This is a genomic window from Vibrio navarrensis (assembly GCF_000764325.1).
Classification (GTDB): Bacteria; Pseudomonadota; Gammaproteobacteria; order Enterobacterales; family Vibrionaceae; genus Vibrio; species Vibrio navarrensis.
Window position 1 is genome coordinate 1176988 of record NZ_JMCG01000001.1, and the last position, 26003, is coordinate 1202990.

At 46.1% G+C, this 26003-nt stretch carries 21 protein-coding genes, 4 tRNA genes and 1 other RNA gene; 17 read left to right on the forward strand and 9 right to left on the reverse strand.

Going from position 1 to position 26003, the window contains the following annotated elements:
• Positions 1 to 81: 81 nt before the first annotated feature.
• From EA26_RS05375 to EA26_RS05390, 4 genes are all read right to left on the reverse strand, one after another.
• Positions 82 to 166 (reverse strand) — tRNA-Tyr (locus tag EA26_RS05375).
• Positions 167 to 247: 81 nt separating this feature from the next.
• Positions 248 to 332: transfer RNA gene (locus EA26_RS05380), tRNA-Tyr, on the reverse strand.
• A gap of 81 nt (positions 333 to 413) precedes the next feature.
• A tRNA-Tyr gene (locus EA26_RS05385) sits at positions 414 to 498 on the reverse strand.
• An 80-nt stretch (positions 499 to 578) separates the two neighbouring features.
• Positions 579 to 663, reverse strand: a tRNA-Tyr gene (locus EA26_RS05390).
• Positions 664 to 1039: 376 nt separating this feature from the next.
• Between EA26_RS05390 and EA26_RS05395 the strand changes: the two genes are divergently transcribed.
• From EA26_RS05395 to EA26_RS05405, 3 genes are read left to right on the forward strand one after another with little or no spacing between them, the layout of a single operon-like run.
• Positions 1040 to 2101, forward strand: coding sequence for an efflux RND transporter periplasmic adaptor subunit (locus tag EA26_RS05395; protein ID WP_039425022.1), 1062 nt, complete (start codon positions 1040 to 1042; stop codon positions 2099 to 2101).
• A 2-nt stretch (positions 2102 to 2103) separates the two neighbouring features.
• Positions 2104 to 5217 carry a vibriobactin export RND transporter permease subunit VexH gene (gene vexH / locus EA26_RS05400; RefSeq protein WP_039425025.1) on the forward strand — a complete coding sequence of 1038 codons (3114 nt, stop codon included), beginning with the start codon at positions 2104 to 2106 and terminating at the stop codon, positions 5215 to 5217.
• Between the two features lie 38 nt (positions 5218 to 5255).
• Entirely contained in the window at positions 5256 to 5576 is a 321-nt protein-coding gene (locus EA26_RS05405) for a DUF1244 domain-containing protein (RefSeq protein WP_039428790.1), read from the forward strand.
• A gap of 54 nt (positions 5577 to 5630) precedes the next feature.
• Here EA26_RS05405 and EA26_RS05410 read toward each other — a convergent pair whose 3' ends face one another.
• Entirely contained in the window at positions 5631 to 6716 is a 1086-nt protein-coding gene (locus EA26_RS05410; RefSeq protein WP_039425028.1) for a PLP-dependent cysteine synthase family protein, read from the reverse strand.
• 124 nt (positions 6717 to 6840) lie between these two features.
• Between EA26_RS05410 and EA26_RS05415 the strand changes: the two genes are divergently transcribed.
• Positions 6841 to 7305, forward strand: coding sequence for an Lrp/AsnC family transcriptional regulator (locus EA26_RS05415; protein ID WP_039428793.1), 465 nt, complete (start codon positions 6841 to 6843; stop codon positions 7303 to 7305).
• Positions 7306 to 7336: 31 nt separating this feature from the next.
• On the opposite strand, the gene tesB is transcribed toward EA26_RS05415, so the two are convergent.
• Positions 7337 to 8200 (reverse strand): acyl-CoA thioesterase II, encoded by an 864-nt coding sequence (tesB, locus tag EA26_RS05420; RefSeq protein WP_039425030.1) that lies wholly within the window; start codon positions 8198 to 8200, stop codon positions 7337 to 7339.
• Between the two features lie 174 nt (positions 8201 to 8374).
• Between tesB and EA26_RS05425 the strand changes: the two genes are divergently transcribed.
• Positions 8375 to 8800, forward strand: coding sequence for a YbaY family lipoprotein (locus EA26_RS05425; RefSeq protein WP_039425033.1), 426 nt, complete (start codon positions 8375 to 8377; stop codon positions 8798 to 8800).
• A 36-nt stretch (positions 8801 to 8836) separates the two neighbouring features.
• On the opposite strand, the gene EA26_RS05430 is transcribed toward EA26_RS05425, so the two are convergent.
• Positions 8837 to 9139 (reverse strand): DNA base-flipping protein, encoded by a 303-nt coding sequence (locus EA26_RS05430; RefSeq protein ID WP_039425036.1) that lies wholly within the window; start codon positions 9137 to 9139, stop codon positions 8837 to 8839.
• A 148-nt stretch (positions 9140 to 9287) separates the two neighbouring features.
• Between EA26_RS05430 and EA26_RS05435 the strand changes: the two genes are divergently transcribed.
• The 7 genes from EA26_RS05435 (at position 9288) to EA26_RS05455 (ending at position 16104) form a co-directional block, all read left to right on the forward strand.
• Positions 9288 to 10031, forward strand: coding sequence for a VP0952 family biofilm-associated protein (locus EA26_RS05435; protein WP_039425038.1), 744 nt, complete (start codon positions 9288 to 9290; stop codon positions 10029 to 10031).
• 137 nt (positions 10032 to 10168) lie between these two features.
• A complete protein-coding gene (locus tag EA26_RS05440; protein WP_226978294.1) occupies positions 10169 to 11770 on the forward strand; it encodes a substrate-binding periplasmic protein in 1602 nt (533 codons plus the stop codon).
• Positions 11767 to 12141: a GGDEF domain-containing protein gene (locus EA26_RS22150; protein WP_226978295.1), complete on the forward strand. Its 375-nt coding sequence runs from the start codon at positions 11767 to 11769 to the stop codon at positions 12139 to 12141. Before EA26_RS05440 ends, EA26_RS22150 begins: the two co-directional genes overlap by 4 nt.
• 192 nt (positions 12142 to 12333) lie before the next feature.
• Positions 12334 to 12430: signal recognition particle sRNA small type (gene ffs, locus EA26_RS20250), an RNA gene on the forward strand.
• A gap of 119 nt (positions 12431 to 12549) precedes the next feature.
• On the forward strand, positions 12550 to 13173 hold the full coding sequence (locus tag EA26_RS05445) for a TnsA endonuclease N-terminal domain-containing protein (protein ID WP_017789020.1): 624 nt from the start codon (positions 12550 to 12552) through the stop codon (positions 13171 to 13173).
• Between the two features lie 2 nt (positions 13174 to 13175).
• A complete protein-coding gene (locus EA26_RS05450) occupies positions 13176 to 15041 on the forward strand; it encodes a TnsB C-terminal domain-containing protein (RefSeq protein WP_039425047.1) in 1866 nt (621 codons plus the stop codon).
• Positions 15007 to 16104, forward strand: a complete 1098-nt coding sequence (locus tag EA26_RS05455) for a TniB family NTP-binding protein (RefSeq protein WP_039425049.1) — start codon at positions 15007 to 15009, stop codon at positions 16102 to 16104. Before EA26_RS05450 ends, EA26_RS05455 begins: the two co-directional genes overlap by 35 nt.
• A 3-nt stretch (positions 16105 to 16107) precedes the next feature.
• Here the strand turns inward: EA26_RS05455 and EA26_RS05460 are convergent, their stop codons facing one another.
• On the reverse strand, positions 16108 to 16416 hold the full coding sequence (locus EA26_RS05460) for a helix-turn-helix domain-containing protein (RefSeq protein ID WP_039425052.1): 309 nt from the start codon (positions 16414 to 16416) through the stop codon (positions 16108 to 16110).
• Between the two features lie 101 nt (positions 16417 to 16517).
• On the opposite strand from EA26_RS05460, the gene EA26_RS05465 reads away from it, so the two are divergent.
• A complete protein-coding gene (locus EA26_RS05465; RefSeq protein WP_039425057.1) occupies positions 16518 to 17063 on the forward strand; it encodes a VspR family transcription factor in 546 nt (181 codons plus the stop codon).
• Positions 17057 to 18439 carry a DEAD/DEAH box helicase gene (locus EA26_RS05470; RefSeq protein ID WP_039425061.1) on the forward strand — a complete coding sequence of 461 codons (1383 nt, stop codon included), beginning with the start codon at positions 17057 to 17059 and terminating at the stop codon, positions 18437 to 18439. Before EA26_RS05465 ends, EA26_RS05470 begins: the two co-directional genes overlap by 7 nt.
• Here EA26_RS05470 and EA26_RS05475 read toward each other — a convergent pair.
• The gene (locus tag EA26_RS05475) at positions 18436 to 19302 is read right to left on the reverse strand and encodes a GIY-YIG nuclease family protein (RefSeq protein ID WP_039425064.1); all 867 of its coding nucleotides are present in this window, start codon (positions 19300 to 19302) and stop codon (positions 18436 to 18438) included. The two genes, EA26_RS05470 and EA26_RS05475, sit on opposite strands and share 4 nt — an antisense overlap.
• 202 nt (positions 19303 to 19504) lie before the next feature.
• Here EA26_RS05475 and EA26_RS05480 point away from each other — a divergent pair, with 202 nt between their 5' ends.
• From EA26_RS05480 to EA26_RS05490, 3 genes are read left to right on the forward strand one after another with little or no spacing between them, the layout of a single operon-like run.
• Positions 19505 to 21115 carry a type I restriction-modification system subunit M gene (locus EA26_RS05480; protein ID WP_039425067.1) on the forward strand — a complete coding sequence of 537 codons (1611 nt, stop codon included), beginning with the start codon at positions 19505 to 19507 and terminating at the stop codon, positions 21113 to 21115.
• Positions 21112 to 22293, forward strand: coding sequence for a restriction endonuclease subunit S (locus EA26_RS20045; RefSeq protein WP_052079624.1), 1182 nt, complete (start codon positions 21112 to 21114; stop codon positions 22291 to 22293). Before EA26_RS05480 ends, EA26_RS20045 begins: the two co-directional genes overlap by 4 nt.
• Positions 22294 to 22332: 39 nt before the next feature.
• Positions 22333 to 25947, forward strand: a complete 3615-nt coding sequence (locus EA26_RS05490; RefSeq protein ID WP_039425069.1) for a DEAD/DEAH box helicase family protein — start codon at positions 22333 to 22335, stop codon at positions 25945 to 25947.
• Positions 25948 to 26003: the final 56 nt, after the last annotated feature.

Below are 26003 nucleotides of genomic sequence, written 5' to 3' on the forward strand. Positions count from 1 at the left end.
TTTTATTGCGCTAATGTTATTTGCCTATCAAGCCTAGAAGCAAAACAAAAAAGCCAGCTCAATGAGCTGGCTTTCTGTGTATGGTGGAGGGGGACGGATTCGAACCATCGAAGGCGGAGCCGGCAGATTTACAGTCTGCTCCCTTTGGCCACTCGGGAACCCCTCCAGAGGGTTTTTATACTTAGAAAGTGTTTTCCCAACACGGCTTTCCAAGTGCTTTCTTATGACAAGATCACAAGAAAAAATATGGTGGAGGGGGACGGATTCGAACCATCGAAGGCGGAGCCGGCAGATTTACAGTCTGCTCCCTTTGGCCACTCGGGAACCCCTCCAGGGGATTTTTATACTTAGAAAGTGTTTTCCCAACACGGCTTTCCAAGTGCTTTCTTATGACAAGATCACAAGAAAAAATATGGTGGAGGGGGACGGATTCGAACCATCGAAGGCGGAGCCGGCAGATTTACAGTCTGCTCCCTTTGGCCACTCGGGAACCCCTCCGAGTATTTTTATACTTAGAAAGTGTTTTCCCAACACGACTTTCCAAGTGCTTTCTCATGACAAAATCACAAGAAGAAATATGGTGGAGGGGGACGGATTCGAACCATCGAAGGCGGAGCCGGCAGATTTACAGTCTGCTCCCTTTGGCCACTCGGGAACCCCTCCAGGGTGTTTTTCTTTTCACTAACTGAAAAGCTTAAGCGACGTTTTCCCAACGCATCGCTCAAGTGCGGAGCGCATCATAACAAACCATTTGTGACTGTAAAGCCTTTTTCTGGCGTTTTTGGTTTGAATGCTTCCTTTTTGGACAAAGTTGCCAGAAAGTATTCATTTTGAGTGTTAAGTCGCCATTTGATCTGAATGGTCGCTATCGTGCGTACAAGGTTTGCGATAATTTACACAACTTGACGTTACCTGAGTTTTGAGCTGATAAACTAACAAACTCAAATACTTTTGCTCTGCTTGGCGTTTCTCGCCAAATAAAATGTATTCAGATGAATTGAGCAAAACTCTCCAACCTACATTCTTTGATTGATGGACTATGAATAAGCGCATTCTAATTTCTATGTTGGTGCTCACGTTGTCAGGACACTCGTCGCTGGCAAGCGCTGCACCTAAAGGGCCAACCGCAGTGACGGTGGTTGCAGAACAGGTTCAAACTCACCAGATAAACCAGTCACTCTCTTTGGTTGGTAAGCTTGAGGCAGTACAGTCGGTGGTGATCGCCTCTGAAGTCTCCGGAAAAGTGGAGTCGATTCAGGTCAAAGCGAACCAAAACGTACGCCAAGGGCAGTTATTGATTAAGTTGGAAGATGACAAGGCACTGGCGGCGCAAACAGAAGCCAATGCTTATTTGAAGGATGAGCAGCGTAAACTGAAAGAGTACGAGCGTTTGGTAAAACGCAATGCCATCACCCAAACTGAGATAGACGCGCAAAAAGCGAGTGTTGAGATTGCCGAAGCTCGCTTGGCAGCAGCAAAGGCGAGTTTGAATGACTTGCATATCTCGGCGCCGTTTGCGGGCACTGTCGGTTTTATCAATTTCAGTCGCGGAAAGCTGGTCAGCGCTGGAACGGAGTTGTTGACATTAGATGATCTTTCGCTGATGCAGCTCGACCTACATATTCCAGAACGTTACCTGTCACAGATTTCGCTGGGAATGGCAGTAACGGCCAGCTCTAATGCATGGAAAAATGAGATATTCCAAGGAAAGATCGTCGGCATCGATTCACGCATCAATGCAGAGACGCTCAACCTGCGCGTTCGTATCCAATTTGCCAATCCAGAGAACAAGCTTAAGCCGGGCATGTTGCTCAATACGGCCTTAGCTTTCCCTGCCATCGAAGCGCCAATTATTCCAGTGCAGGCATTGGAGTACTCCGGCACAAAACGTTACGTCTACGTGATTGATGAAAATAACAAAGCGCGTCGTACTGAGGTGCTGCTTGGCGCTCGGGTTGAAAACCAAGTCGTCATCGAATCGGGCGTGAATATCGGTGACAAAATCGTGGTGCAGGGCATCGTCAATATGCGCGATGGCGTGCTAGTCAAAGAGCTTGGTAGTGCCAACAACGCTCAGCCAGCAACCAAGAAGGATAGCTAAGCATGCTGTTGTCTGATGTGTCGGTCAAAAGACCGGTAGCGGCGCTGGTACTGAGTTTGCTGCTGTGCGTGTTTGGCTTTGTCTCTTTTACTAAGCTCTCGGTGCGGGAAATGCCCGATATCGAGAGTCCGGTTGTGTCGATCAGTACCCGTTATGACGGGGCATCGGCCACCATCATTGAAAGTCAAATCACCTCGGTGCTGGAAGATCAACTTTCCGGCATTAGTGGGATTGACGAAATCTCTTCTACCACGCGCAACAGCTCTTCGCGTATCACCATCACCTTTGAACTGGGTTACGACCTCAACACGGGGATCAGTGATGTGCGAGACGCGGTAGCCCGTGCGCAGCGTGCTCTGCCGGAAGAAGCCGACGATCCGATTGTCTATAAAAACAACGGTAGCGGTGAGGCGTCGGTCTACATCAACTTAAGCTCATCAGAAATGGATCGCACTCAGCTCGCCGATTACATTGAGCGCGTGTTGATGGACCGTTTTAGCTTGATCACTGGTGTCAGCTCGGTGGATGTTTCTGGCGGTTTATACAAGGTGATGTACGTCAAATTGCAACCGGAGTTGATGGCGGGGCGCAGTGTCACCGCCACCGATATCACTTCGGCGCTGCGCAGTGAAAACCTCGAAAGTCCGGGCGGTGTGGTGCGAAACGATCAGACGGTGATGTCGGTCAGGACGGCGCGCAGCTACAAAACCGTGGAAGATTTCCAATACTTGGTGGTCAAACGTGCCAGCGACAATACGCCGATCTATTTGAAAGATGTGGCGGATGTTTTCATTGGCGCCGAGAACGAAAACTCGACTTTCAAGAGTGACGGCGTGGTAAACGTCAGTATGGGGATTGTCCCGCAGTCGGATGCCAACCCGCTGGAAGTGGCCAAACGTGTTCATGAAGAAGTGGAGAAAGTGCAGAAGTTTCTGCCCGAAGGCACCCGTTTAGCGATTGATTATGACTCGACGGTGTTCATTGAACGTTCCATTTCTGAAGTCTACAGCACCCTTTTTATCACGGGTGGCTTAGTGATTTTGGTGCTGTACATTTTCATCGGTCAAGTGAGAGCGACGCTGATTCCGGCGGTGACGGTGCCAGTGTCATTGATTTCTTCGTTTATTGCCGCCTACTACTTCGGCTTCTCCATCAACCTCATTACCTTAATGGCGCTGATTTTGTCGATTGGTCTGGTGGTCGATGATGCCATTGTGGTAGTGGAAAATATTTTCCACCACATTGAGCAAGGTGAACCGCCATTGTTGGCAGCCTATAAAGGCACTCGCGAAGTGGGCTTTGCGGTTATCGCCACGACCTTGGTGCTGGTGATGGTCTTTCTGCCTATCTCCTTTATGGATGGCATGGTCGGCTTGCTTTTTACCGAGTTTTCGGTGCTGCTGGCGATGTCGGTGATCTTCTCGTCTTTGATCGCCTTGACCTTAACGCCGGTACTGGGCAGCAAAATGCTCAAAGCCAACGTGAAGAAAAATCGCTTCAATGATTTGGTCGATTTTCTCTTCGCCAAACTAGAAAGCGGTTATCGCGCCGTGCTGAAAAAAGCCTTGGCGTGGCGCTGGCTGGCACCTCTCATCATTCTCGCTTGTGTGGGTGGCAGTTACAGCTTAATGAATCAAGTGCCCGCACAATTAACACCACAAGAAGATCGCGGGGTGATTTTTGCCTTTGTACGCGGCGCGGATGCAACCAGTTACAACCGCATGGCGGCTAACATGGATTTGGTTGAACAGCGTTTAATGCCGCTACTTGGGCAGGGGTTCTTGAAGTCATTCAGCATTCAATCGCCCGCGTTTGGCGGACAAGCAGGCGACCAAACTGGCTTCGTTATCATGATTTTGGATGATTGGAACGAGCGTAACGTGACGGCGCAGCAAGCACTTGGCGAAGTGCGCAAAGCCTTGGCGGGGATTCCGGATGTGCGCGTGTTTCCGTTTATGCCCGGCTTCCGTGGTGGTTCGAGCGAACCCGTGCAGTTTGTTCTTGGTGGCTCAGACTATGACGAGCTGAAAGTGTGGGCGGAAAAACTGAAAAATCTCGCCGAAGAGTCGCCGCTAATGGAAGGGGCAGAGATCAACTATTCGGAGAAAACCCCTGAGCTGGTGGTATCGGTAGATAAGAAGCGCGCAGCGGAACTGGGCATTTCGATTGCCGATGTGTCAGACACGTTAGAAATTATGCTGGGCGGCAAAAAAGAGACAACCTTTGTCGACCGAGGCGAAGAGTACGATGTTTACCTGCGTGGTGATGAAAATCGTTTTAACAACGCCGCCGATCTTAGCCAGATCTACCTACGCACAAGCAGTGGCGAGCTGGTGACGCTTGATACAGTGACAAAAATTGAGGAGATCGCCTCGTCCATTCGTCTTTCTCACTACAACAAGCAGAAAGCCATTACCGTTACGGCGAACTTGTCTGACGGGGCAACGCTAGGCCAAGCATTGGAGTTTATGGATCAACAAGCGATTGAGTTGCTGCCGGGTGATATTTCGGTCAGTTATTCCGGAGAGTCGAAAGACTTCAAAGAGAATCAGTCCAGCATTTTGTTGGTGTTCGCGCTGGCGTTATTGGTTGCTTACTTAGTACTGGCTGCGCAATTTGAGAGCTTCATTAACCCGCTCGTGGTGATGTTCACCGTTCCTATGGGGGTGTTTGGTGGTTTCCTCGGGCTGATAGTGATGAGTCAAGGGCTCAACATCTATAGCCAGATCGGAATGATTATGCTGATCGGTATGGTGACGAAAAACGGCATCTTGATTGTCGAATTTGCCAACCAGTTGCGTGATCGCGGCTTTGAGTTCGAAAAAGCGATTGTTGACGCGGCGGCGAGGCGTCTGCGACCAATCTTGATGACGGCCTTCACCACACTGGCAGGCGCTATTCCACTGATTATGTCCAATGGGGCGGGATATGAGAGCCGTGTTGCTGTCGGTACGGTGATCTTCTTTGGTATGGCGTTTGCCACGCTGGTGACTCTGCTGGTGATCCCGGCCATGTATCGCTTGTTATCTCGTCACACTGAAGCTCCCGGTCATGTCGAAGCCGAGTTGAATAAAGCGCTCAGCCATGATACCAAAGGGCGGGTAAGTCACGGTTGATGCCAACCGAGGCTGGATATGATCAAAAGGAAGGTAAAGTGGCAGAGTTTAAATATCAGCAATTGACGCAGGAGCAGCAGGATAAGTTGGATGCAGCGGCATTTCGTCGTTTACTGGCCCATCTTGATGCCAATAAAGAGGTGCAAAACATCGATTTGATGATTTTAGCAGGCTTTTGCCGCAACTGTTTTAGCAAGTGGTACTTGGCAGAAGCGCAGGCGCTGCAACTGGATATCGGCCTAGATGATGCCAGAGAAAGGGTGTATGGCATGAGTTACGATGAGTGGAAAGCCAATCACCAGCCTCCAGCTACGCCAGAACAACTGGCCGCTTTCGAAAAGAAACAGCAGAAAGCGTAAAACATGCCCGCCAGTGTGCGGGCATGTTTCTTTTCAGCTTTCCTTAACGAGGAATCACGCTGGGCAGCAAAGGGGCTCGACGCAGCCATCACGTTCGATGATCGCCAGTTGTTCTAAATATGGCGTAATATCGCCAATATTGTGTTCGACCCACTGCGGGTTGTAGTAAGTGTCGAGGTAGCGCTCGCCGCTGTCGCACAGAAGAGTGACAATCGAACCTTGCTCACCACGCTGCTTCATTTCACACGCCAATTGCAGCACGCCATACAGATTTGTGCCGGTGGACGCGCCGACCTTGCGACCAATCAGCTTGGATAGCCAATGAGCACTGGCGACTGAAGCGGCATCGGGGATCTTACGCATTTCATCAACTACGCCAGCAATAAAACTTGGCTCGACGCGTGGGCGGCCGATCCCTTCTATTTTGCTGCCTGCATCCAGTGTGATTTCTGCGTTTCGCGATTGGTAATAATCAAAGAAAACTGAATTTTCTGGGTCTACCACGCACAGTTTGGTGTTTAGCTTCTGATAGCGGATAAAGCGGCCGATGGTGGCTGAAGTGCCGCCAGTGCCCGGGCTCATGACGATCCAACTCGGCTCGGGGTGCTCTTCAAGGGTCATTTGGCTGAAAATTGAATTGGCAATGTTATTGTTGCCGCGCCAGTCGGTAGCGCGCTCTGCATAGGTAAATTGGTCCATGTAATGGCCGTTGAGTTCTTGCGCTAAGCGGCGTGATTCGGCGTAAATTTGATCCGAACGATCGACAAGATGCGCTTGGCCACCATAGAACTCGATCTGCTCAATTTTTCTGCGTGCAGTGCATTTGGGCATTACGGCGATAAATGGCAGGCCAAGTAGACGCGCAAAATAGGCTTCAGACACCGCAGTACTGCCCGATGAGGCTTCAATCACAGTGGTTTCCGGACCAATCCATCCGTTACAAATCGAGTAGAGAAATAGGGAGCGCGCCAAACGGTGCTTGAGAGAACCGGTTGGATGGGTACTTTCATCTTTAAGATAGATATCAATGCCTTGCAACGAAGGAAGGTCGAGTTTGAACAGGTGGGTATCCGCTGAGCGTTGATAGTCCGCTTCAATCTTGCGGATGGCGTTGTTAATCCAGTCGTGATCAGTACACATATTGGCTTTCCATAATGGGTTCGATAGTAACAAAGTACCTACTCATGTGGAGAAATGTTTTGCTTTATTGTTGGTGATTTCTCTATATTGTAGAAAATTTTTCTCTGAAAGCGGTGAAACTGAGATGTTAGATAAAACCGATCGCACCTTGTTAGCGCTGTTGCAGCAAGATGGCACTTTGTCACTCAATGATTTGGCCGAGAAGGTGAACTTAACCACCACGCCGTGCTGGAAACGCTTGAAGCGCCTTGAAGACGAAGGCTTTATTGAAAAGCGAGTTGCACTTCTCAATGCAGAAAAGTTGGATCTCTCCTTTATAGCCTTTGTGCAAGTGAAAACCTGTGACCACTCGTATGCTTGGTATAACCGTTTTGTCTCAACCGTCAATGAGTTTCCAGAGGTGATGGAGTTCTACCGTATGGCAGGAGAATACGACTACATGATGAAAGTGTTGGTCAAAGATATGAAAAGTTTTGATGAGTTTTACAAGAAGTTGGTCAACAGCGTCGCGGAGATTTCCAATGTGACCTCGACTTTTGCCATGGAACCGCTTAAATACACCACTGCGTTGCCGTTAAACGCGTTGTAGCGTTTTGTACAACGCAGTGATCGAATGCTGCTTATTTGTCGGTAAAGCGCATCACGCCTTCTTGTACGGCGGTCGCGACGAGATGCCCTTGCTGATTGTAGATCTCACCGCGTACCAAACCGCGCGTGTTTGAAGCGGTTGGACTTTCTATCACGTACAGTAGCCACTCATCCATCTTGAATGGACGGTGGAACCAGATCGAGTGATCAATGGTGGCGACCTGAAAATTGGGCGTCATTAACGATACGCCATGTGGGTGTAGCGCGGTGACCAAAAATCCCCAATCGGAAGCGTAAGCGAGTAGATATTGGTGGATCAACTGGCTGTCCGGCATGTCGCCGTTAGCGCGGATCCACAGATACTGTTTCGGTTCGGCTTTTTGCGGTTTAAGCGGATTAATCACCGTCACCGGGCGGGTTTCAATCGGCTTCTCGCCGCAGAATGTTTTGCGCAGTTTTTGGGGGAGGAACTCGGCAATATGGCTGGCGAGCTCTGTCTCGGACGCGAAATTCTCCGGCCCCGGAATATCGGGCATCGGATTTTGATGTTCAAACCCCGGCGCATCGCCATGATACGAAGCGGTGAGGTAGAAAATCGGCCGGCCATTTTGCACCGCTTTGACGCGTCGAGTACTGAAACTTCGGCCATCGCGCAGGTTTTCTACATCATAAATGATCGCTTTCTCGGGATCGCCCGGATAGAGAAAATAGCTATGAAAAGAGTGCACCGTTCGATCTTCCGACACGGTATAGCGAGCCGCAGACAGTGCCTGCCCCAGTACTTGGCCGCCGTAAACTTGAGGAAGACCGAGATTCTCACTTTGTCCACGGAAAAGACCTTCTTCCAGTTTTTCTAATTGCAGCAAACTTAAGAGTTCTTTTAAGGGTTTACTCATAATTTGGCGTTCCTTTGAGTGACCTGTGTCATGTTGTTGTTGGTTCTGATTGGTACGCGACAGTGAAACCGTTATTTTTAGCTTAGTCAATATCGGGCGTAAAGTTCTGTTGTGCAAGACAGAACGCAATCGCAGACCTATAATCCTTGGTGAACTATCAATGAGATCTGTTTTATGAAGAAAATTATTCGTGCCGTGATGTCGCTCCTTGTTGGCGTTATTTTAGTCGGTTGTCAGAGCGCCGAGCCAATTGTCCAAGATCAGGGGATCAAAACCATCAAAGGAACGGTCAGTTACCGTGAACGTATCGCGCTGCCGGATGATGCAACGGTGATTGTGCTGCTTGAAGATGTGTCGCGTGCGGATGCGCCATCGAAAGTGATCGCAAAATACAAGTTCATCACCAATGGAGCGCAAGTGCCGATGTCATTTGACTTGGCTTACGATGCAAAGAAAATCAATTTCAAGCATACTTACAATGTTCGTGCGCGCATTGAAGTGAATGGGCGTTTGCGATTTACCACCGACACCATCACGCCAGTTGTGACGGATGGCAGCAGAACGCATCACGTTGATTTAATGCTGGTTGGTGTACGTTAACCTCAAAATTTCTTATGCTTGCGAGAATGGCAGCCGTTATGGCTGCCATTTGTATTTACGCAGATTGATCCGCCCGTTTTGATTGACCTCTATCTGCTCGGCTAAGAGCTTTTCTCTTTGCCGCACAAAATCCTCTCCGCTGAGTGATATCTTCCCTTGGCTATTGATCACCCGAAACCAAGGTAATTTGCTGCCTTCGGGTAAGTTACCCAGCGCTTTGCCGACATGGCGAGCATAGCCGGGATAGCCCGCCATTCGAGCAACCTCTCCATAAGTCGTTACCGTGCCAAATGGAATTTGGTGAATCACGGCAAAGATTTGTGACAAAAATTGGTCCATACTGAAGCTGTCCTAGTTCGTGATTACCAAGGATTGGTAAGCCAGAGATTCTGGAAAACGAGCCCGCTTAGCGTACACCCTTTTACCGTAAAGTTTCCATCGTTACGCTGAGTCTGAGTTGTACAGAAACGGGTCTTAAGGAGGCGCTATGATATTTTCCGTACTTCAGTTTGTCATCACTAGCTTGCTGGCGGTAGTGTGTGCCAGAGCCATCAGTATGAATCCGGGTGATATTCCCGTTTTGGCGTTGGTGATCCCAGCGTTATGGATTCTGCCTCAAGGCGGCTTCTTTGGCCTTATCCTCCTTGCCGCTATGACCGCTTACGGCCTCACTCTGTCGTTGCAGCCAATTGCGTTGTCCGTCTGTGTCTGGATTTTGTTTCCACTTTTGATGGTGGTTTTCTCGCGAAAAAGCAGCCTTGGCGTGCTGTTAACCTCTGGCATGATTGTACTCACCCTTCAGGTCGGCATTATGGTGACTCAATCGGCAGGAAAGCTTGGTGGCACACCGTGGGTAACGGTTGTACAAACTTTGTCTGTGATGGTGATTTGGTGGGCGGCTCGTCATTGGAAACCGTCAAACCGCCATAGCTGGTGGCCGCTTCTCCTACTCATCCCTCTTTGGGTCGCAGATCTGCCCAACGCCGTTTTAGTCGCGCTGTGTATCACGGGCATCATGGCCTGCATGGAAAGTTTGAATACACTGAAAAGCTTCTCGTGGAATACCTTATTGTGTTGGACCCTGCCAACCGTTGGGTTCGCCGCTTTGGTGGTCACGCCAAGCGTTGAGGTGCCTAACTCTGTCTTTGTGGTTTGGATCTGTTTGTTGGGTACTGCTTGGATGACCGACTACATTCTTAAAGCCGCCGAAGAGATGGAAGAGCAAGATTAAGCTTGGTAAGAAAAGTGACCAATATTAAAGAATGCTAATTTACCGTATGCATATTCATGACAATTGGTATATGTTTCATATCAATCACTCAGGCTTATTGAGTTGTTTCTAAATAATTAGCAGAAAAAGTTGTCAGTATGGTCAGGGAAATTTGGTGGCTGCTGGTTGGCCTGTTGTTTTGTCTTCCGTATAGCTCGTGGGCAAAAAACACAGAGATCACCGTTGCCACAGAAGCGGATGATGTCGTCACGCGCATTTTGTTTGATGCCTTAGCGGAGCATTTTTCACTGGATGTTCGTTATGTCCATCAACCCAGCTTCGACGAAGTGTTGCACTCCGTCGCCAGCGGGCAAACCGACTATGCCGCCAATGTCACCTTCACTCCTGAGCGCGCCAAGCTGTTTAGTTATTCCTATCCCACTAATATCGAATACACCTATCTCTACTCGTTTAACGAAAGCACCTTGGACGATGTTTCCGTGGTTGGGGTACCCGATGAGACAATTTATAGCAAGCTGATTACGGCCAATTATCCGCATATTAAACAGGTGAGTTATCAGGGCCATGAACAGGCATTCCAATTGCTGGAAACGGGAGCGGTTGATGGCGTTGTCGATGCCATCAATCAGCTAAAGCCGATGCTATTACGAGGGCTGGATGCACAGCTACTGAATGACCAGATCTCGATTAAGCCAGTGTCGATTGTCAGTGCCAAAGGCCAGTACGAGAAAGAGCTTGCAGCGTTCGCCAAATACATTCATAGCGAAGCAGTACAAAAGCGCATTCGCGATGAGATCAGCGAATATCAATTTTCTATTCGTAAAAGAGCATTGCAGATCGCCCTTGCGAGTAGTCGCATCGATTTAAATCAGCCGCTTACAATTAAACTTGAGCCGATTTTTCCTTACGTGATTTATCATCCTGATGGTCGCATTGACGGCATTACCGCCGACGTGGTGCAGCAGAGCTGTCAGATCTTGGCCCTCAACTGTCAAATAGTCAGCCATGCTAACGAGACGTGGGGAAATATGTTGGGCGAGTTTACTAGGCAAGAAGTGGATATGATTGCACCGCTCACTTATACCGGCGCCCGTGAACAGATTGCCCAGTTTACTGTGCCTCACTATGCTCCCCAATCGGTGATGGTTAAACGCATCGGCTACAAGGAGAAGGTCTATTCGCATGTTTCTCAACTGATCGCGGAGAAAATCGGTGTGGTCAAAGGCGACTTCTTTGATGCGCTGCTCAGCCAGATGCTGCCGCTTAAAGAACTTGTTCGTTATCGGGATCATCAGCAAATGGTTGAGGCTTTGCTTGGTGAGGAAGTTGACTACATCGCCATGGATACCGCCACATTAAACTATTTGCTACGCACTAAATCGATGCCAGCCATTGAACAAGACGAGTCGATCGGTGTTTTCCACCATTCTAAAGTATCGATTGGTCTTGCTAACAATGGCCGTGGACAAGAACTCGCTCCCTATTTTTCAAAAGCAATTCAAATGCTCGATCTGGATGCCATCACTGAGCACTACGACCTGCGCCCAAATTGGCGCAGTTCTTTGCAAATGGAGCAGCTATTTGCCTCGCGTACGCAGGCGCTGTTTACAGCGCTGTTTATTTTTGTCGTGCTTATCTCTTTTTATCTCTATCGTCAGTCGAATACCGATAACCTCACCGGGTTGGGGAATCGTCGCTCACTGGTACAGAAATATGGCAAGGGTATCCCGGCGATTTGACGGTTCTCTACATCGATCTCAACCAATTTAAACCGATCAACGATACTTATGGCCATCATAGTGGAGATATGGTGCTGAAGAGAATTGGCCAGCAGATCCGCCAGCAATGGTCGGGTAAAGCATTCCGCGTCGGTGGGGATGAGTTCATCCTGATTGGTAAAATCGCGCAGAGCGAAGTGGAGAATTCACTACAACGCTTCAGTCGTTTTGTGATTGACTCCGATTTGCTCGGTATGCCGCTAGTTGTCACAGCGTCGGTTGGTATTTCACGAAGCAGAAAACAGTACATGAGTTTACAACAAGCGTTGCACTTAGCCGATGTGGATATGTACCAAAACAAACATCAGCAGCGAGAGATGGGGTACTCTTAAGCCCTTGTTTATCAGTTGCGTTTGCTTGGCACTCGCCAAAAGTGATGAGGTTATATCATGCCATTTTGCGCAAGAGTTAAGCGGTCAAACCACCATGTCGGGATAATTACGAGATTGGGGTTGCAATCCGTCAGGCGATGCTTAATAATCGTGCCCACGTTAGGCAGCAGCCTAACAACAGAATCTATGGGGCTCTGGTCCTCTCGCAACAATAATTCGTGAACTCGGTCAGGTCCGGAAGGAAGCAGCCGCAGCGAATGACTTGTGTGCCGGGATGTGGCTGGGGCCCCACCCAATTTGAAGCCTGCAATATATGTTCGCATAAATTGCAGGCTTTCTTCATATTTGCACCATAAGTTTTCATAGTCTATTTTTTTGTTGTAGGTTTACAACAAAAGTGACTTGGCTATGTTTGACCAAACTAAGAAATCATCTCACGTACACAACATCTGTAAGTTCATGAGCTTGAAGAACGATGCTGTTGTTCGCACTCTCTCCATTCTGGAATTCGATTTCTGTTTTCACCTCGAATACAACCCAAACATCAAAAGTTTTACCTCTCAACCTTTTGGCTTCCACTATCAGTTCAATAACCGCAAGTGCCGATATACTCCTGACTTTTTAGCAATAGGTCACAATGAGCAATCAACATTCTTCGAGGTCAAACACTCTAGCCAGATTCTTAAACCTGATTTTAGGGAGCGCTTTGAAGAGAAGCAGAGAGTAGCGTTGAGTGAGTTCAACAGACGGTTAGTTCTCGTTACTGAGAAGCAAATTAGGATGGGACCAACGCTAGATAACTTTAAGTTGTTACACCGATACTCTGGATTGCGCACAGTGACCGAATTTCAAAAGCGAGTTTTGGCATTTATTCAACGCAAGCAAATGGTGAAGTTGCAAGAGGTGTCTTTGTATTTTGGTCTATCAGAGCAAGACACGCTTATCTCTACTCTACCTTGGATCTCTTCGGGACACGTTAAAACGGATCTCAACACTATTGGCTTTGGTCTAGAAACTTGCGTTTGGTGCTAACTATGCCACCTGACTCTAATAACATATTTGGGTTCTTTGATGAGTTTGAAGCGTCAGAAGAAGAATCACAATTGCTCCCAAAAGAGCTAATTCTAGAACCTGTTGAAATATCATCGACCATAGATAGTTTGCCAGCAAAAATTCAGGAAGAGGTTCTTCGCCGCATAAAAGTGATTATCTTTGTAGAGAAGCGCTTGAAAGGTGGGTGGACTGAGAAAAACTTGAACCCCATCTTAAGTCTCGTTGAGTCAGAATTACAGCTGATTCCCCCTAGTTGGCGGACCGTAGCAACTTGGAAAAAATCCTACTCTGAAGCAGGTAGAGAACCATGGGCACTTATTCCGAAGCATACGTTTAAGGGTAATCGCCAGAAGGAAATGGATTCGCAATCCTTGATTGACGAGGCAATTCAGAACGTATACCTGACACGTGAACGACTTAGCGTTGCAGAAGCATACCGATATTATAAGAGTCGAGTGATTCAAATGAATCGAGGGATTGTTGAAGGAAAAATCAAGCCAATTGCCGAACGTTCTTTTTACAATCGAATAAATGAGTTACCCCCTTATGAAGTGGCGATTGCGAGATTTGGTAAACGATATGCAGATCGGGAGTATCGGTCGGTTGGTCAGCAGGTAGCTGCAACTAAACCTATGGAGTTTGTTGAAATAGACCATACCCCAGTTCCTGTGATTTTGATTGACGATGAGCTAGATATTCCTTTGGGCCGCCCTTATTTGACGATGCTTTATGACCGTTTCAGTAAGTGCATTGTTGGTTGCAGTATCAACTTTAGAGAGCCAAGCTTTGACTCTGTTAGAAAGGCTCTGTTGAATTCACTTTTGGATAAAAGCTGGCTTAAAGCAAAGTATCCATCGATTGAGAATGAGTGGCCTTGCCACGGTAAGATTGATTGCTTGGTCGTCGATAACGGTGCCGAGTTTTGGAGTCAAAGCTTGGAAGATTCGTTACGGCCTTTGGTGTCAGACATTCAATACAGTCAAGCAGCGAAGCCTTGGCGAAAGTCAGGGATCGAAAAGTTGTTCGATCAAATGAATAAAGGGTTAGTTAACGCGCTGCCAGGAAAAACATTCACCAATCCTACTCAACTACAAGATTACAATCCAAAGAAGGATGCGGTGGTCAGGGTATCGGTATTTCTTGAATTACTTCATAAATGGATTGTCGACTATTACCACATGACGCCTGATTCTAGAGAGCGCGAGATCCCATACCACAAGTGGCACCAATCGAAATGGACGCCGTCTTACTATGATGGTGCTGAGAAGGAGCAACTCAGAGTAGAGTTAGGATTGCTTAGACACAGGACGATTGGAGTGGCCGGGATCAGGCTGCATAACTTACGCTATCAGTCCGCCGAGCTTATTGAATACCGGAAATATTGCACACCTAATAATGGCAAAAAGCTCTTTGTTAAGACCAAAACAGATCCTTCTGATATCAGCTATATTCATGTTTACCTAGAATCAGAAAAGAAGTACATAAAAGTTCCGGTGGTAGACAACAGCGGGTATACAAACGGACTTTCACTTTTTGAACACCAGCGCATACAGAAAGTACGCAGACTGAACACCAAGGATCTTGCTGATGATGAGGCTCTTGCGGATACATTTCTGTATATGAAAAAACGTATCCAGGAAGAAACTGATAGATTCCGTCGTGTTAAAAGTAGCAAGCCCAACCATCCTAAAACAGGTAACACGTCGAAACTAGCAAAGTTTAATGATGTCGGATCTGAGGGACCAAGCTCAATCAACGTGGCTCCTGTTGGGCTCAAATCTGAGGTTGTTTCCGGTGCCTCAGAGTATTTAGATGACGATGATTTTGAAGATATTGAAGGGTATTAGTTTGATTTTAACGCCAAAGCAGCTTGAGCAGCTAAAGTCCTTTGAAACCTGCTTTATCGAGTATCCCGCGATAACTGAAATCTACTCCATTTTCGATCAACTTCGTTTTAATCACTCTTTAGGTGGTGAACCAGAGTCTTTCTTGTTAACTGGTGAGGCTGGAAGTGGAAAGACAGCTTTGATCAACAACTACTTGTCACGCTTTCAATCGGGTTCAACTTGGGGAAAGCAGCCAGTATTAAGCACCAGAGTGCCAAGTCGTATCAATGAACAGAATACGCTGACCCAATTTTTGGTTGATTTAGATTGTAAATCAGGAGGACGAGGGGGGCGGCGCCGTAATGAAATTGCGCTTGGCGAAGCGGTTGTAAAGCAACTTAAACGGAAATCTGTTGAGCTGATTATTGTTAATGAAATTCAAGAACTTGTTGAGTTTTCAACCGCAGAACAGAGACAAGTTATTGCCAACACATTCAAATATATAAGTGAAGAAGCAAGAGTCTCTTTTGTGCTTGTGGGTATGCCTTATGCTGATGTGATAGCGACAGAACCACAATGGAATTCGCGGCTAAGCTGGAGAAGAAAGATAGATTATTTCAAATTGTTGAAAACTAATAGCCATTCGAGTAGAAAGACATCCTATGGGTTTGACTTAGGACAAAAAAAGCATTTCGCCAGATTTGTCGCGGGTTTGAGTTCAAGGATGGGCTTTGATGAGCCACCAGTACTTACAAAGAATGAACTGCTATATCCTTTGTTTGCAATGTGCCGAGGAGAATGTCGAGCATTAAAACACTTCTTGAAAGACGCGTTGCTTATGAGCTTCAACGACAATGCGGATACGATAGACAAAACAATATTGTCATGCACTTTTACATTTAAGTTTCCCTACCTAGATAACCCGTTTGATCGTCCTTTAGAGCAGCTTAGTCTTCATCAAATTGACTCTGGTTCTGCTTACCACTTAAATGCAATCGCCACTGAAGATAAGATAGTGGCCCCTCGTTTTACGGATGCCATTCCGTTGAGCATGCTATTGAGCAAAAATGGGCTTAAAGCTTAGAGGCTATTTTTCACGGCTTAGGCTGTCCAACAGCGCTGCTTTCTCTTCATCACTCATTTTGTCAATCACGCAAGCCAGTTCAGCACTTAACTCGTTTCTACAGAAAAAGTAGTTTAGTGGTACGTTTAACTCTTCAGCCATTCGTTCGAGCGTGCCAAGATCGGGCACATGTCTACCTTTCTCATAGTGGTTCATCCGCCCACTTGCTGAGCTGGGTTCCATGCCTATTTTCACCCCTAAATCTTTTTGGGTGATTTTGGCTTTTTTACGCGCAGCTTTGAGCCTCTCTGGTATTGGGTTGTTTTTTTGCACTTACACATTTCTTTTCAACCTCTAGGTAACTTAGATTGTCTAAGTTTTACTGATTTTTGTATACTTAGCAATCCTAAGTTTTAGCTGTTTGTACTAGTGATATGAATAAAGTAACCAGAATTAACCCTGACATGTTTAACTTATTGATTGAAAAAGGAATGGATGGCTTTTCAGTCATAGAAGCTAGGGATGCTTTACTAAACAATAGTGTGACCTTCCCGAGTAAGGATGACGCTCGAAAGTATGTGTATAAGCAACTTCTATCATTCGAGGAGAAAGGTTGGCTTTCTGTTGTTGGGACCCACAGAGCGAAACGTTACCATCAAACTAGCGAGTTCAAAGCACTCACAGTCGAGCCCCGAGTGGCTAGAAAGAGTAAAGTTAACGTTGATCCAATAGCGGTTCAAACTGCTGATACACCTCTAATGGTATTGGAGCAAGAGAAAAAGCAATATGAAGGAGAGCTCGCGATTACTCTAGGGGAGATAGAGGAATATCAGTCGTTATTGACGCGTTTCCCACACAGCAGACAAAAGATGCAACCTCTATTTAACGCAGCGAGAGAGCGATCAGCTAAGCTATTGGGCAAAATCAATGCACTAACCAACTGGATACAGGTGGTACAAGGTAGGGCTCTACAATGCTAAGAGCATGGCAAGCCGACTGTACAGAGCGGGCTATCAATAAATTTGCATCCAGTAGACGACCGCATTTCTTCTGCCAAGCGACTCCTGGTGCAGGTAAAACCGTTATGGCTGCCGAGGTAGCAAGGCGCTTATTTGAAGAAGGTATGATTGACTTAGTGCTCTGTTTTTCGCCATCTTTGTCCGTAGCTGAAGGGATGCAAAAAACGTTTGCATGGAAATTAGAGTGCTCATTTAACGGAGGGTTAGGTTCTCTGGGAGGATCTTATACTTACCAATCTATCCGTTTTTTTGACGATAACTTTTGGAACACTATCAGCAAACATCGAGTTTTAGTCGTATTTGATGAAATTCATCACTGTTCGTTTGAAGAAGATGGTCGATCAAACTCTTGGGGTGTAGAGATAGTCTCAAAGATACAAGGACTTGCACGATACACGCTGGCATTGTCAGGCACTCCTTGGCGTTCAGACAGACTGCCGATTGTGATGGCAGAATATTCTGACCCTGAAGGGATGCTTATCTGCGATTACCAGTATGGCTTAAAGCAAGCGGTTGTAGACGGAGTTTGTCGCCAACCGAAAATTGTCTTAATCGATAATGAGCATTTGAGTATTACGTCTGGAGGCAATAGGCAACATTTTGCGTCCATTTTGGATTGCCTTAAACAATCTGATATTTCATATCAAAGCGTCATTCACAATGAAGAAGCGATGCATTACATCTTGAACAGTGCCTGTAAAAAGCTAGCGCAGATCAGGGAACTTTCGCCAAACGCAGGCGGGTTAGTGGTCGCTGCTTCTATCAAGCACGCGAAAGATATTCAAAAACGTTTGGTCGAGCAGTTTAATCAATCAGCCAGCATTGTGACTTATCACCATGTAAACCCACTAAATGAAATTGAATCTTTTCGACACTCGAATGTTCAGTGGATAGTCAGTGTTGGGATGATAAGTGAAGGTACGGATATTCCCCGGTTGCAGGTTTGCTGTCATATGAGCTCAGTGAAAACAGAACTCTATTTCAGGCAGGTCCTTGGAAGAATATTGAGAGTTAACGACTCAGTGAACCAAGAAGCATGGTTGTATACCTTTGCTGAAGAAAGTTTGATTGAGTTTGCTGAAAGAATTGAACAGGATATTCCAGACACCTGTATGTTCCTTAAACAAGAAGAGGGAGCGCAGAATGTTGCCGATGAACCCATTTCATTATCGAGCACGGTAAGTGATCGAATCCAATCAAGTTATTCCCAACCGAGCACACTGAGTTGGAAAAATATTTCTGCTGTTATTGAGTCAAATAATACAAACAACGCCCTCTTATATGACGAATTGCGATTGGGACAGTTTAAACAACGTGTCATCGCCGCGTTCACTTAAACGGATTCGGCTTCAATCTCTTTCAACGTTTTACCAGAAGTGTCTCTCCAGTAATCGGGGCCGCTGCAAGGATAGCCAAGTAAGACGGCGGCGGCTTGCGAGGCACTTGTAAAGAGAATGTCTTCAACCGCGACGAGATGATCGCCAGATGGCGTTAGAATCCCTTTTTCTTCGAGGCTACTGCGTAGCTTCGTATAGCCTTTAGACAAACTAGGCTGTGCGGTGGTTAGCGCTTGAGAACCTTTCAACACAACAATGCCTTCATCCGTAAGCATTGCTTTAGCATCCACTTTTTTGACCTTAAGCTGTAATACAGTGTTTTCTGGTTCGTTTGTTTGAGAAGGAGAGGTTAGAGACACCCTTGGCTCCAATAATTTATGACCTAGAGAGCCAATAACAGTTCGGATATTTTCAATGAAAGTCTCCATAGCATCTCTTTCTCCTCTAGGCAGCGAAGAGGTGGGCGGTTGCTTGTCATTGTCGAGATCGTATCGCTTTGATTCTAAGATTATCTCGATCAAGCGGGCTTCAAGATATTTAACGTGCGCTTTAGTTAAATTTTCATCTTTGTTGGTAAAGCAAATCGCTTCATTCCAAAACTCTTTGCCAACTAAGTGTTGCGACAAGCGTTTATGAATGTGTTCGGCCTCTCCAACGTAAACAAGGCTATTACCACTTTCAGCATTGTAACCAAACAAAAAGTAAACCCCAGGACGCTGAGTCTCTTCCCATTCAGATAGCTCTTTGATGTGTACTCTAGGAACAGCAATCGCTTGACCTGTCCAGTTGACAATTTCAGCATGTCGAATGCCTGTTACAGAGCCATTCGCTAGGTATATTTTGAGCTGCGTTCCTCTTGTCATCGTCGTTCACTTTCTCACAAAAATCGATGCAATAGATACTAGCTAACTGAATAAAAAATAGCACTTTTATTTATAATTAATTCAATGTGATGCACATTAACGTAAAACTGAGTTTGTATGGTAAAATCGCGCGATAAATTGATACTTCATTAAGTTGTTTTCTTGTTGTTAAGAGACGAACAAGTTACCAAAGAGAATCACCATGCTAACAGGCAAAATTCGTAATCAGATCGACCAAGTTTGGGAAATGTTTTGGACAGGCGGCGTCGCTAACCCCATATCAGTGATTGAGCAGATCTCCTACCTGCTGTTTATTCGTCGTTTAGACGAACTTCAAAAGACCGCTGAGCGCCGCAGCCAAGCCACTGGTCTGCCGCTGAATAACCCAACCTTTGGACCAGACGAGCAAGCCCTGCGCTGGAGCAACTTCAAAGATAAAGATCCAGACGTCATGATGGAAATCGTCCGTGATCGTGTATTCCCCAAAATCAAAACGCTGCAAAACGAAGGTAGTTTTGCGGAGCACATGAAAGATGCGATTTTCATGATCCCATCGGCCAAACTACTCGATCAGGTCGTGCAATTGCTCAGCGCCATTAACATGGACGATAAAGACACCAAGGGCGATTTATACGAATACCTGCTCGGTAAGCTGCAACAGTCAGGTGTAAATGGTCAGTTTCGTACCCCGCGTAATATCATCCGAATGATGGTCGAGCTGATGCAGCCCAAAGTGGGCGATACCATTTGTGATCCCTCATCAGGGACTTGTGGTTTCTTAATGGCGGCGGTTGAGTACGTTGAAGAGCATCACGCGAAAGAAGTGAACAAACCGGAAAACCGTAAGCACTTTAATAATGAAATGTTCACTGGCTTTGACTTTGATAGACACATGCTGCGCATCGGTGCCATGAACATGCTACTGCATGGGATTGAAAACCCGTCGGTCCATTACCGTGATAGCTTGCAGGATCAAGGCAATGAGAATATCTCCGAAGCCTACAGCCTCATCCTAGCTAACCCCCCATTCAAAGGCTCGGTGGATTTTGACATCGTCGCACCAGATTTGCTGCGCGCACTGGGTAAGAACCCTATTGTTAAAAAATCGGCACCTAAGTTCAAAACCGAAATCGACGAACAGGGCAACGAAATTCAAGTTGAGGTGAAACAGAAGGGCCCAACCGAAAAGTCTGAACTGCTGTTTTTAGCCTTGATTCTTCGTATGTTGAAAGTCGGTGGCCGAGCGGCGGTGATTGTGCCGGATGGCGTTCTTTTTGGCTCCACCAAATCTCATAAGAGCATTCGTCAGAAAATCGTTAACGAGCAGAAGCTGGAAGCGGTGATCTCTTTACCTTCAGGGGTATTTAAACCTTACGCAGGGGTAAGTACTGCGATTCTTATCTTCACCAAAACCAACAGTGGCGGTACCGATAACGTTTGGTTCTACGATATGCAGGCAGATGGTTACTCACTGGATGATAAGCGCACCCAACTGTTTAAAGAGGGTGAAGCTCCCACGCACGAGCAAAGCAATATTGCCGATATCATCGCGCGCTTTAAAACCCTAACCAATGCCGACAATACGCCGAACAGCGATAGCCCAGAATACCAGCGTAAGAGAACCGAGCAGAGCTTTATGGTTCCGGTATCAAACATCACCAATAACGACTTCGATCTAAGCATCAACCGCTACAAAGAAGTGGTGTATGAAGAAGTGCAGTACGATTCGCCAAAAGAGATATTAGGGCGAATTAAAACCCTGCAAGAGAAGATGGCGAAAGGTGTGGTTGAGTTGGAAGGGTTGCTTAAATGAAGCTAGTAACTTTAGATTCTGTCTTGACTTTTCACCGAGGTATTACGTTTAAGCCTGATGATAAGGTTGAGGTTGGTAGTAGTGAATCAGTAGTATGTTTTCGAACAAAAAATATCCAAAAAGAGCTTGATGAAAGTGATTTGCTAGCAGTCCCCTCAAGCTTCGTTAAGCGTGATGAATTATATGTAAATCAAGGTGATATTCTTATTTCAACTGCCAATAGTTGGGAGTTGGTTGGAAAATGTGTGCGTGTTGTAAAAACGCAATACAAGTCAACTATTGGTGGCTTCATTTCACTGTTACGCCCTAAATCTGAGCTAATTGATCCCGATTATTTATTTAGATTTTTATCTATGGATGAGACTCAAGAGCGCATTCGTCATCTAGGAAAGAAAACCACAAATATTTCAAACTTAGATCGAGTGAGGTTCTTACAGCTACAAATCCCACTTCCCCCACTAGAAACCCAAAAGAAAATCGCAGCGGTGCTCGAAAAAGCCGACCAACTGCGTAAAGACTGTAAGCTTTTGGAGCAAGAGCTAAACAGCCTCGCTCAGTCAGTGTTTATTGATATGTTTGGTGATGTTCGATCAAATAGCTTTAATTCAAAGAAGGTTAAATTTGACGATATTTTTGAAATTAACTCTAAACTAGTTGATCCGCGACTCCCCGAATTTGAAAACTTACCTCATATCGGACCTGAACATCTTGAAAAAAGAACTGGTCGAATCTTGCCTTACAGAACGGCAAGGGAGGATGCTCTAGTAAGTGGGAAATTTAACTTTCAGAAAGGTTGCGTGTTGTTTTCGAAAATCCGTCCAAATCTGAAAAAGGTAGCTATTCCAGAGTTTAGTGGGCTTTGCAGTGCAGATATGTATCCTCTAGAGGCTGTTGATGGAGTATCGACTAGAGAGTTCATTTGGGGGTTGATTTTGTCAGATGCCTTTGATGATTATTTAGAAACCTTACCTTCTAGGGCAAATATCCCTAAAATTAATAGAAAAGAGCTAGCTGCTTTTGAGTTCTATTTACCCGATCTGAAGGATCAAAAAGCGTATTCAAAGAAGCTGGCAAAGATCCAAGAACAGTTGAAGCAAAATGCTTGTCTGTATCAAGAAACCGAAAATAACTTCAACGCTCTCATGCAAAAAGCTTTTAAAGGCAAGCTAACGCTATAACGAATACTAAAAAGAATAATGATGTAAAAAGGAAATTCAATGTCAGATACGGTTGATTCAAAAGGCGCTCAAGGCGATAGTAACTTTGCGTTTATGGATATTGCCATTAAAGGCGATGATCTGTTTTCTAGCCGTTGTGCCGAAATTCAAACTCGCGCCAAAAATGCGGAGCGCAACATCAAGACCGATCCGCGCATTGCTGGTTTCTATGCCCGCAATGCCTTGGAGTTAATGGTTGAAACCGTATTTGACATTGATAACTGGATGACTCGCCCGCGCCATGATGTGGCCTTAATGTCACTCATTCATGACAAGGGCTTTAAGCAAAACCTCACCACAAATCTATTTCCTAAGCTCAAGCTGGTGATTAGGCTGGGTAACGAGGCGGTACACAGCAAAACCACACTGCCACAGCGTGATGCCCTGCAAGTGGTGAAAGAGCTGCATCATGTGTTGTATTGGTTTATTCGCACTTACACCCCTAATCTTGATCGCAGTCAGTTTGTGGTTCCGCCTTTTGATGAAGCACTGATTTCGCAACAAGTGTCAATTGATGCAGCAGTGGCGACGAAAGCGCTAAGCAGCATCAAGCGGGTTCAAGAGCTAGAGACGCTGCTAGAGCAAGCGGACAAAGTCGAGCGTGAAGCTTACCTCAAGCAGCTCAAAGAAAACGAGGCGCTAAAAGCAGCGAACCAAGCCTTACTTGAGCAGATAGAACAAGCCAAACAAAGTGCGGAAAAAGTCACAGATACCCACGATTACAACGAGGCAGAAACACGCACTTATCTTATCGATGTGCTTCTGCACGAGGCCGGTTGGAAACTAGAGCATAAGCGAGACCGTGAATACCCTGTATCTGGCATGCCCATTTCGCAGGCCAACCCTAATGGCAATGGCTTTGTTGATTACGTGCTATGGGGTGACGACGGCACGGCGCTCGCGGTTGTTGAGGCAAAACGCACTCACCGCCGAGCCGAAGATGGGCAACAACAAGCCAAGCTTTACGCCGATTGCTTAGAAAAACAGTGTGGTGTGCGTCCTGTGATTTTTTATACCAACGGGTATGAAACGTATCTGTGGGATGATCATTTCTACCCGCCACGTCAAGTTCAAGGCTTTTACACCAAAGCCGAACTTGAGCTTATGGTAAAGCGTCGTACCGACCGTAAACCTTTCTTTGAAAATGGCCAACCGAACAGCAATCTTGTTATTAACAACGACATCACCAACCGCCATTATCAAAAATCAGCCATCACCAAACTATTGCAAGATTTTGAGCTAGAACATGAGCGCAAAGGGCTATTCGTGATGGCGACGGGTACGGGCAAAACTCGTACCGTGATCAGCCTTGTTGATTTGTTGGTGAAGAATAATTGGGTTAAGAACATTCTGTTTCTTGCTGACCGTAATGCACTACTCACCCAAGCCAAGAAGAACTTTGTTAAGCTACTGCCTCGTGTCAGTTGCTCAATTCTTGACTCCAGCCAAAGCAAAGACAACATCGATAGTCGTTTGTACTTCTCGACATACCCAACCATGAAGAATTTGCTTGATCGTGGCGCGAATGAGCGACCCTTTGGCGTCGGTCATTTCGATTTGATTGTTGTCGATGAAGCGCACCGTTCCGTGTATTCAAAGTATCGCCAGATATTTGAATACTTCGACGGCTTTCTCCTAGGCTTAACAGCAACACCCAAAGATGAAGTCGAAAAAGATACCTATGGTATTTTTGACCTGCAAAAAGGGATGCCAACCTACGCTTACGAAGACGAAAAAGCGTATGACCAAGGCTACCTTGTGCCGCCAACCAAGATTTCAGTCGCGACCAAGTTCCTACGTGAAGGGGTAAAGTACAAAGACTTATCACCTGAAGAACAAGAAGAGTGGGAAAACAAAGCGGAGCTGCAAGATCGAGATGAAGTATTGCCATCCGAGGTGAATAACTTCTTATTTAATACTGATACTGCCGAGAAGATGTTTGCTCAGTTAATGAGTAAAGATGAGCATGGTGGAGTTCACGTTGAAGGCGGCGATGTAATTGGTAAAACCATCATCTTTGCTGCTAATAACCCTCACGCTCAGTTTTTACAAGAAGTATTCAATAAGAACTACCCTAAGTGGGCGGGCAAGCTAGCGCGAGTGATCACCTTCAAAGAAACTTATGCTCAAAGCTTAATTGATGAATTCAGCGGTGACGAAAACGAGCGTAAAGACTTTGACCCGAAAAACCCTACCTGCCGGATCGCTATTTCGGTCGACATGCTTGATACCGGGATCGACGTACCTGAAGTGGTTAACCTTGTGTTCTTCAAAGTGGTTCGTTCAAAGGTGAAATTCACCCAGATGATTGGCCGCGGAACACGTTTGTGCAAAGACTTGTTTGGCCCGAATGACGACAAGAAAACCTTCAAGGTGTTTGATTACTGCCAGAACTTTGAATACTTCGATGCGAACCCCGAAGGTTTACCGGTAGGAGTCGCGAAACCAGTGACTCAACAGGTGTTCGAAAAACGCGTTTTACTCAGCACATTACTCAACAGCAAGTTGAATAATGAAGATTTCCGCGAGCAAAACCCAGAAGACTATGAGCGCTATTTTGAGTTAAACCGTTATCAACTGGATATGTTGCACCACATTGTCAGCGGGATGAATCTCGATAACTTTATCGTAAGGCCGAAGCGTCGAGCGATTGAGCCGTTTTTAGACCGTAAGTATTGGGATAACATTGATGACGCTAAGTTTAGTGAGCTAGAGAATCAGATTTCACAGCTGCCAACGGAAGCGGAAGCCTTTAATTCTGATGAGCAACTTAATCACCTATCACACCGCTTTGATAGCTTAGTTCTAACCATGCAGTTAGACCTGTTAGAGAAAGGGATGATCTCTGAAACGATCCGTGGAAGAGTGATCGAGTTCGCCGAGCAGTTAGAAGCCAAATCAACCATTCCAGCAGTACAGGCTCAGTTACCGCTAATTCAAGATGTTCAGACTCAAGAGTTTTGGCAAGACATCCACTTAGTCACGCTGGAAGAGCTGCGTCGTAAATTACGAAATCTCATGTTTGCGTTGGACAAAGATAAAAAAGAGATGGTGTACACCAACTTTGAAGATGAGGTGCAAGGTGTCCATGACGTGACAAACGTGTACAAGAACCCGAGTGTTGATTTAGCCCAGTATCGCAAAAAAATTGAGCTCTATATTCAAGACCACCAAGATCATTTAACAATCCAAAAGCTAAAGCGCAATAAGGCCATCACACAAGCGGATTTGGATGTTTTAGAAGGGTTGCTATTGGAAGCGAGTGGGATTAGCGATGTTGAAACTTACCGTGAGAAAATCTTACAAGAGAAGCCTCTAGGTACTTTTATCCGTCAATTAGTGGGTTTAGATCAGAATGCGGCTAGAGAAGCATTTAGTGCCTTTCTCGATGAAGCGTCTTATAACGCTGAACAGATTGAATTCATCGACCAAGTGATCGACTACCTCGTTAACAACGGCATTCTCGATATGTCACAGCTGTTCGAGCCACCCTTTACTGATAACCACGGCGAAAGCGCCTACGGCTTCTTTGATGAAGGCACCGTAGTCGAGTTGTTTGGGGTGATTCGCAAGGTGAATGCGAATGCAGTGGTTAATGAAAGTATTAGTGCTTAAAGTACATCATTAGATGCTTGGATCTACAGTCGTAACCCAGGAAGGGAAGGATATTA

What these genes read in the sequence shown, in the direction of transcription:
- EA26_RS05395 (WP_039425022.1), top strand. Translation starts at nt 1,040, where the DNA reads ATGAATAAGCGCATTCTAATTTCTATGTTGGTGCTCACGTTGTCAGGA.
- vexH (WP_039425025.1), top strand. Translation starts at nt 2,104, where the DNA reads ATGCTGTTGTCTGATGTGTCGGTCAAAAGACCGGTAGCGGCGCTGGTA.
- EA26_RS05410 (WP_039425028.1), bottom strand. Translation starts at nt 6,716, where the DNA reads ATGTGTACTGATCACGACTGGATTAACAACGCCATCCGCAAGATTGAA.
- EA26_RS05415 (WP_039428793.1), top strand. Translation starts at nt 6,841, where the DNA reads ATGTTAGATAAAACCGATCGCACCTTGTTAGCGCTGTTGCAGCAAGAT.
- tesB (WP_039425030.1), bottom strand. Translation starts at nt 8,200, where the DNA reads ATGAGTAAACCCTTAAAAGAACTCTTAAGTTTGCTGCAATTAGAAAAA.
- EA26_RS05425 (WP_039425033.1), top strand. Translation starts at nt 8,375, where the DNA reads ATGAAGAAAATTATTCGTGCCGTGATGTCGCTCCTTGTTGGCGTTATT.
- EA26_RS05430 (WP_039425036.1), bottom strand. Translation starts at nt 9,139, where the DNA reads ATGGACCAATTTTTGTCACAAATCTTTGCCGTGATTCACCAAATTCCA.
- EA26_RS05435 (WP_039425038.1), top strand. Translation starts at nt 9,288, where the DNA reads ATGATATTTTCCGTACTTCAGTTTGTCATCACTAGCTTGCTGGCGGTA.
- EA26_RS05440 (WP_226978294.1), top strand. Translation starts at nt 10,169, where the DNA reads ATGGTCAGGGAAATTTGGTGGCTGCTGGTTGGCCTGTTGTTTTGTCTT.
- EA26_RS05445 (WP_017789020.1), top strand. Translation starts at nt 12,550, where the DNA reads ATGTTTGACCAAACTAAGAAATCATCTCACGTACACAACATCTGTAAG.
- EA26_RS05450 (WP_039425047.1), top strand. Translation starts at nt 13,176, where the DNA reads ATGCCACCTGACTCTAATAACATATTTGGGTTCTTTGATGAGTTTGAA.
- EA26_RS05455 (WP_039425049.1), top strand. Translation starts at nt 15,007, where the DNA reads ATGACGATGATTTTGAAGATATTGAAGGGTATTAGTTTGATTTTAACG.
- EA26_RS05465 (WP_039425057.1), top strand. Translation starts at nt 16,518, where the DNA reads ATGAATAAAGTAACCAGAATTAACCCTGACATGTTTAACTTATTGATT.
- EA26_RS05470 (WP_039425061.1), top strand. Translation starts at nt 17,057, where the DNA reads ATGCTAAGAGCATGGCAAGCCGACTGTACAGAGCGGGCTATCAATAAA.
- EA26_RS05475 (WP_039425064.1), bottom strand. Translation starts at nt 19,302, where the DNA reads ATGACAAGAGGAACGCAGCTCAAAATATACCTAGCGAATGGCTCTGTA.
- EA26_RS05480 (WP_039425067.1), top strand. Translation starts at nt 19,505, where the DNA reads ATGCTAACAGGCAAAATTCGTAATCAGATCGACCAAGTTTGGGAAATG.
- EA26_RS20045 (WP_052079624.1), top strand. Translation starts at nt 21,112, where the DNA reads ATGAAGCTAGTAACTTTAGATTCTGTCTTGACTTTTCACCGAGGTATT.
- EA26_RS05490 (WP_039425069.1), top strand. Translation starts at nt 22,333, where the DNA reads ATGTCAGATACGGTTGATTCAAAAGGCGCTCAAGGCGATAGTAACTTT.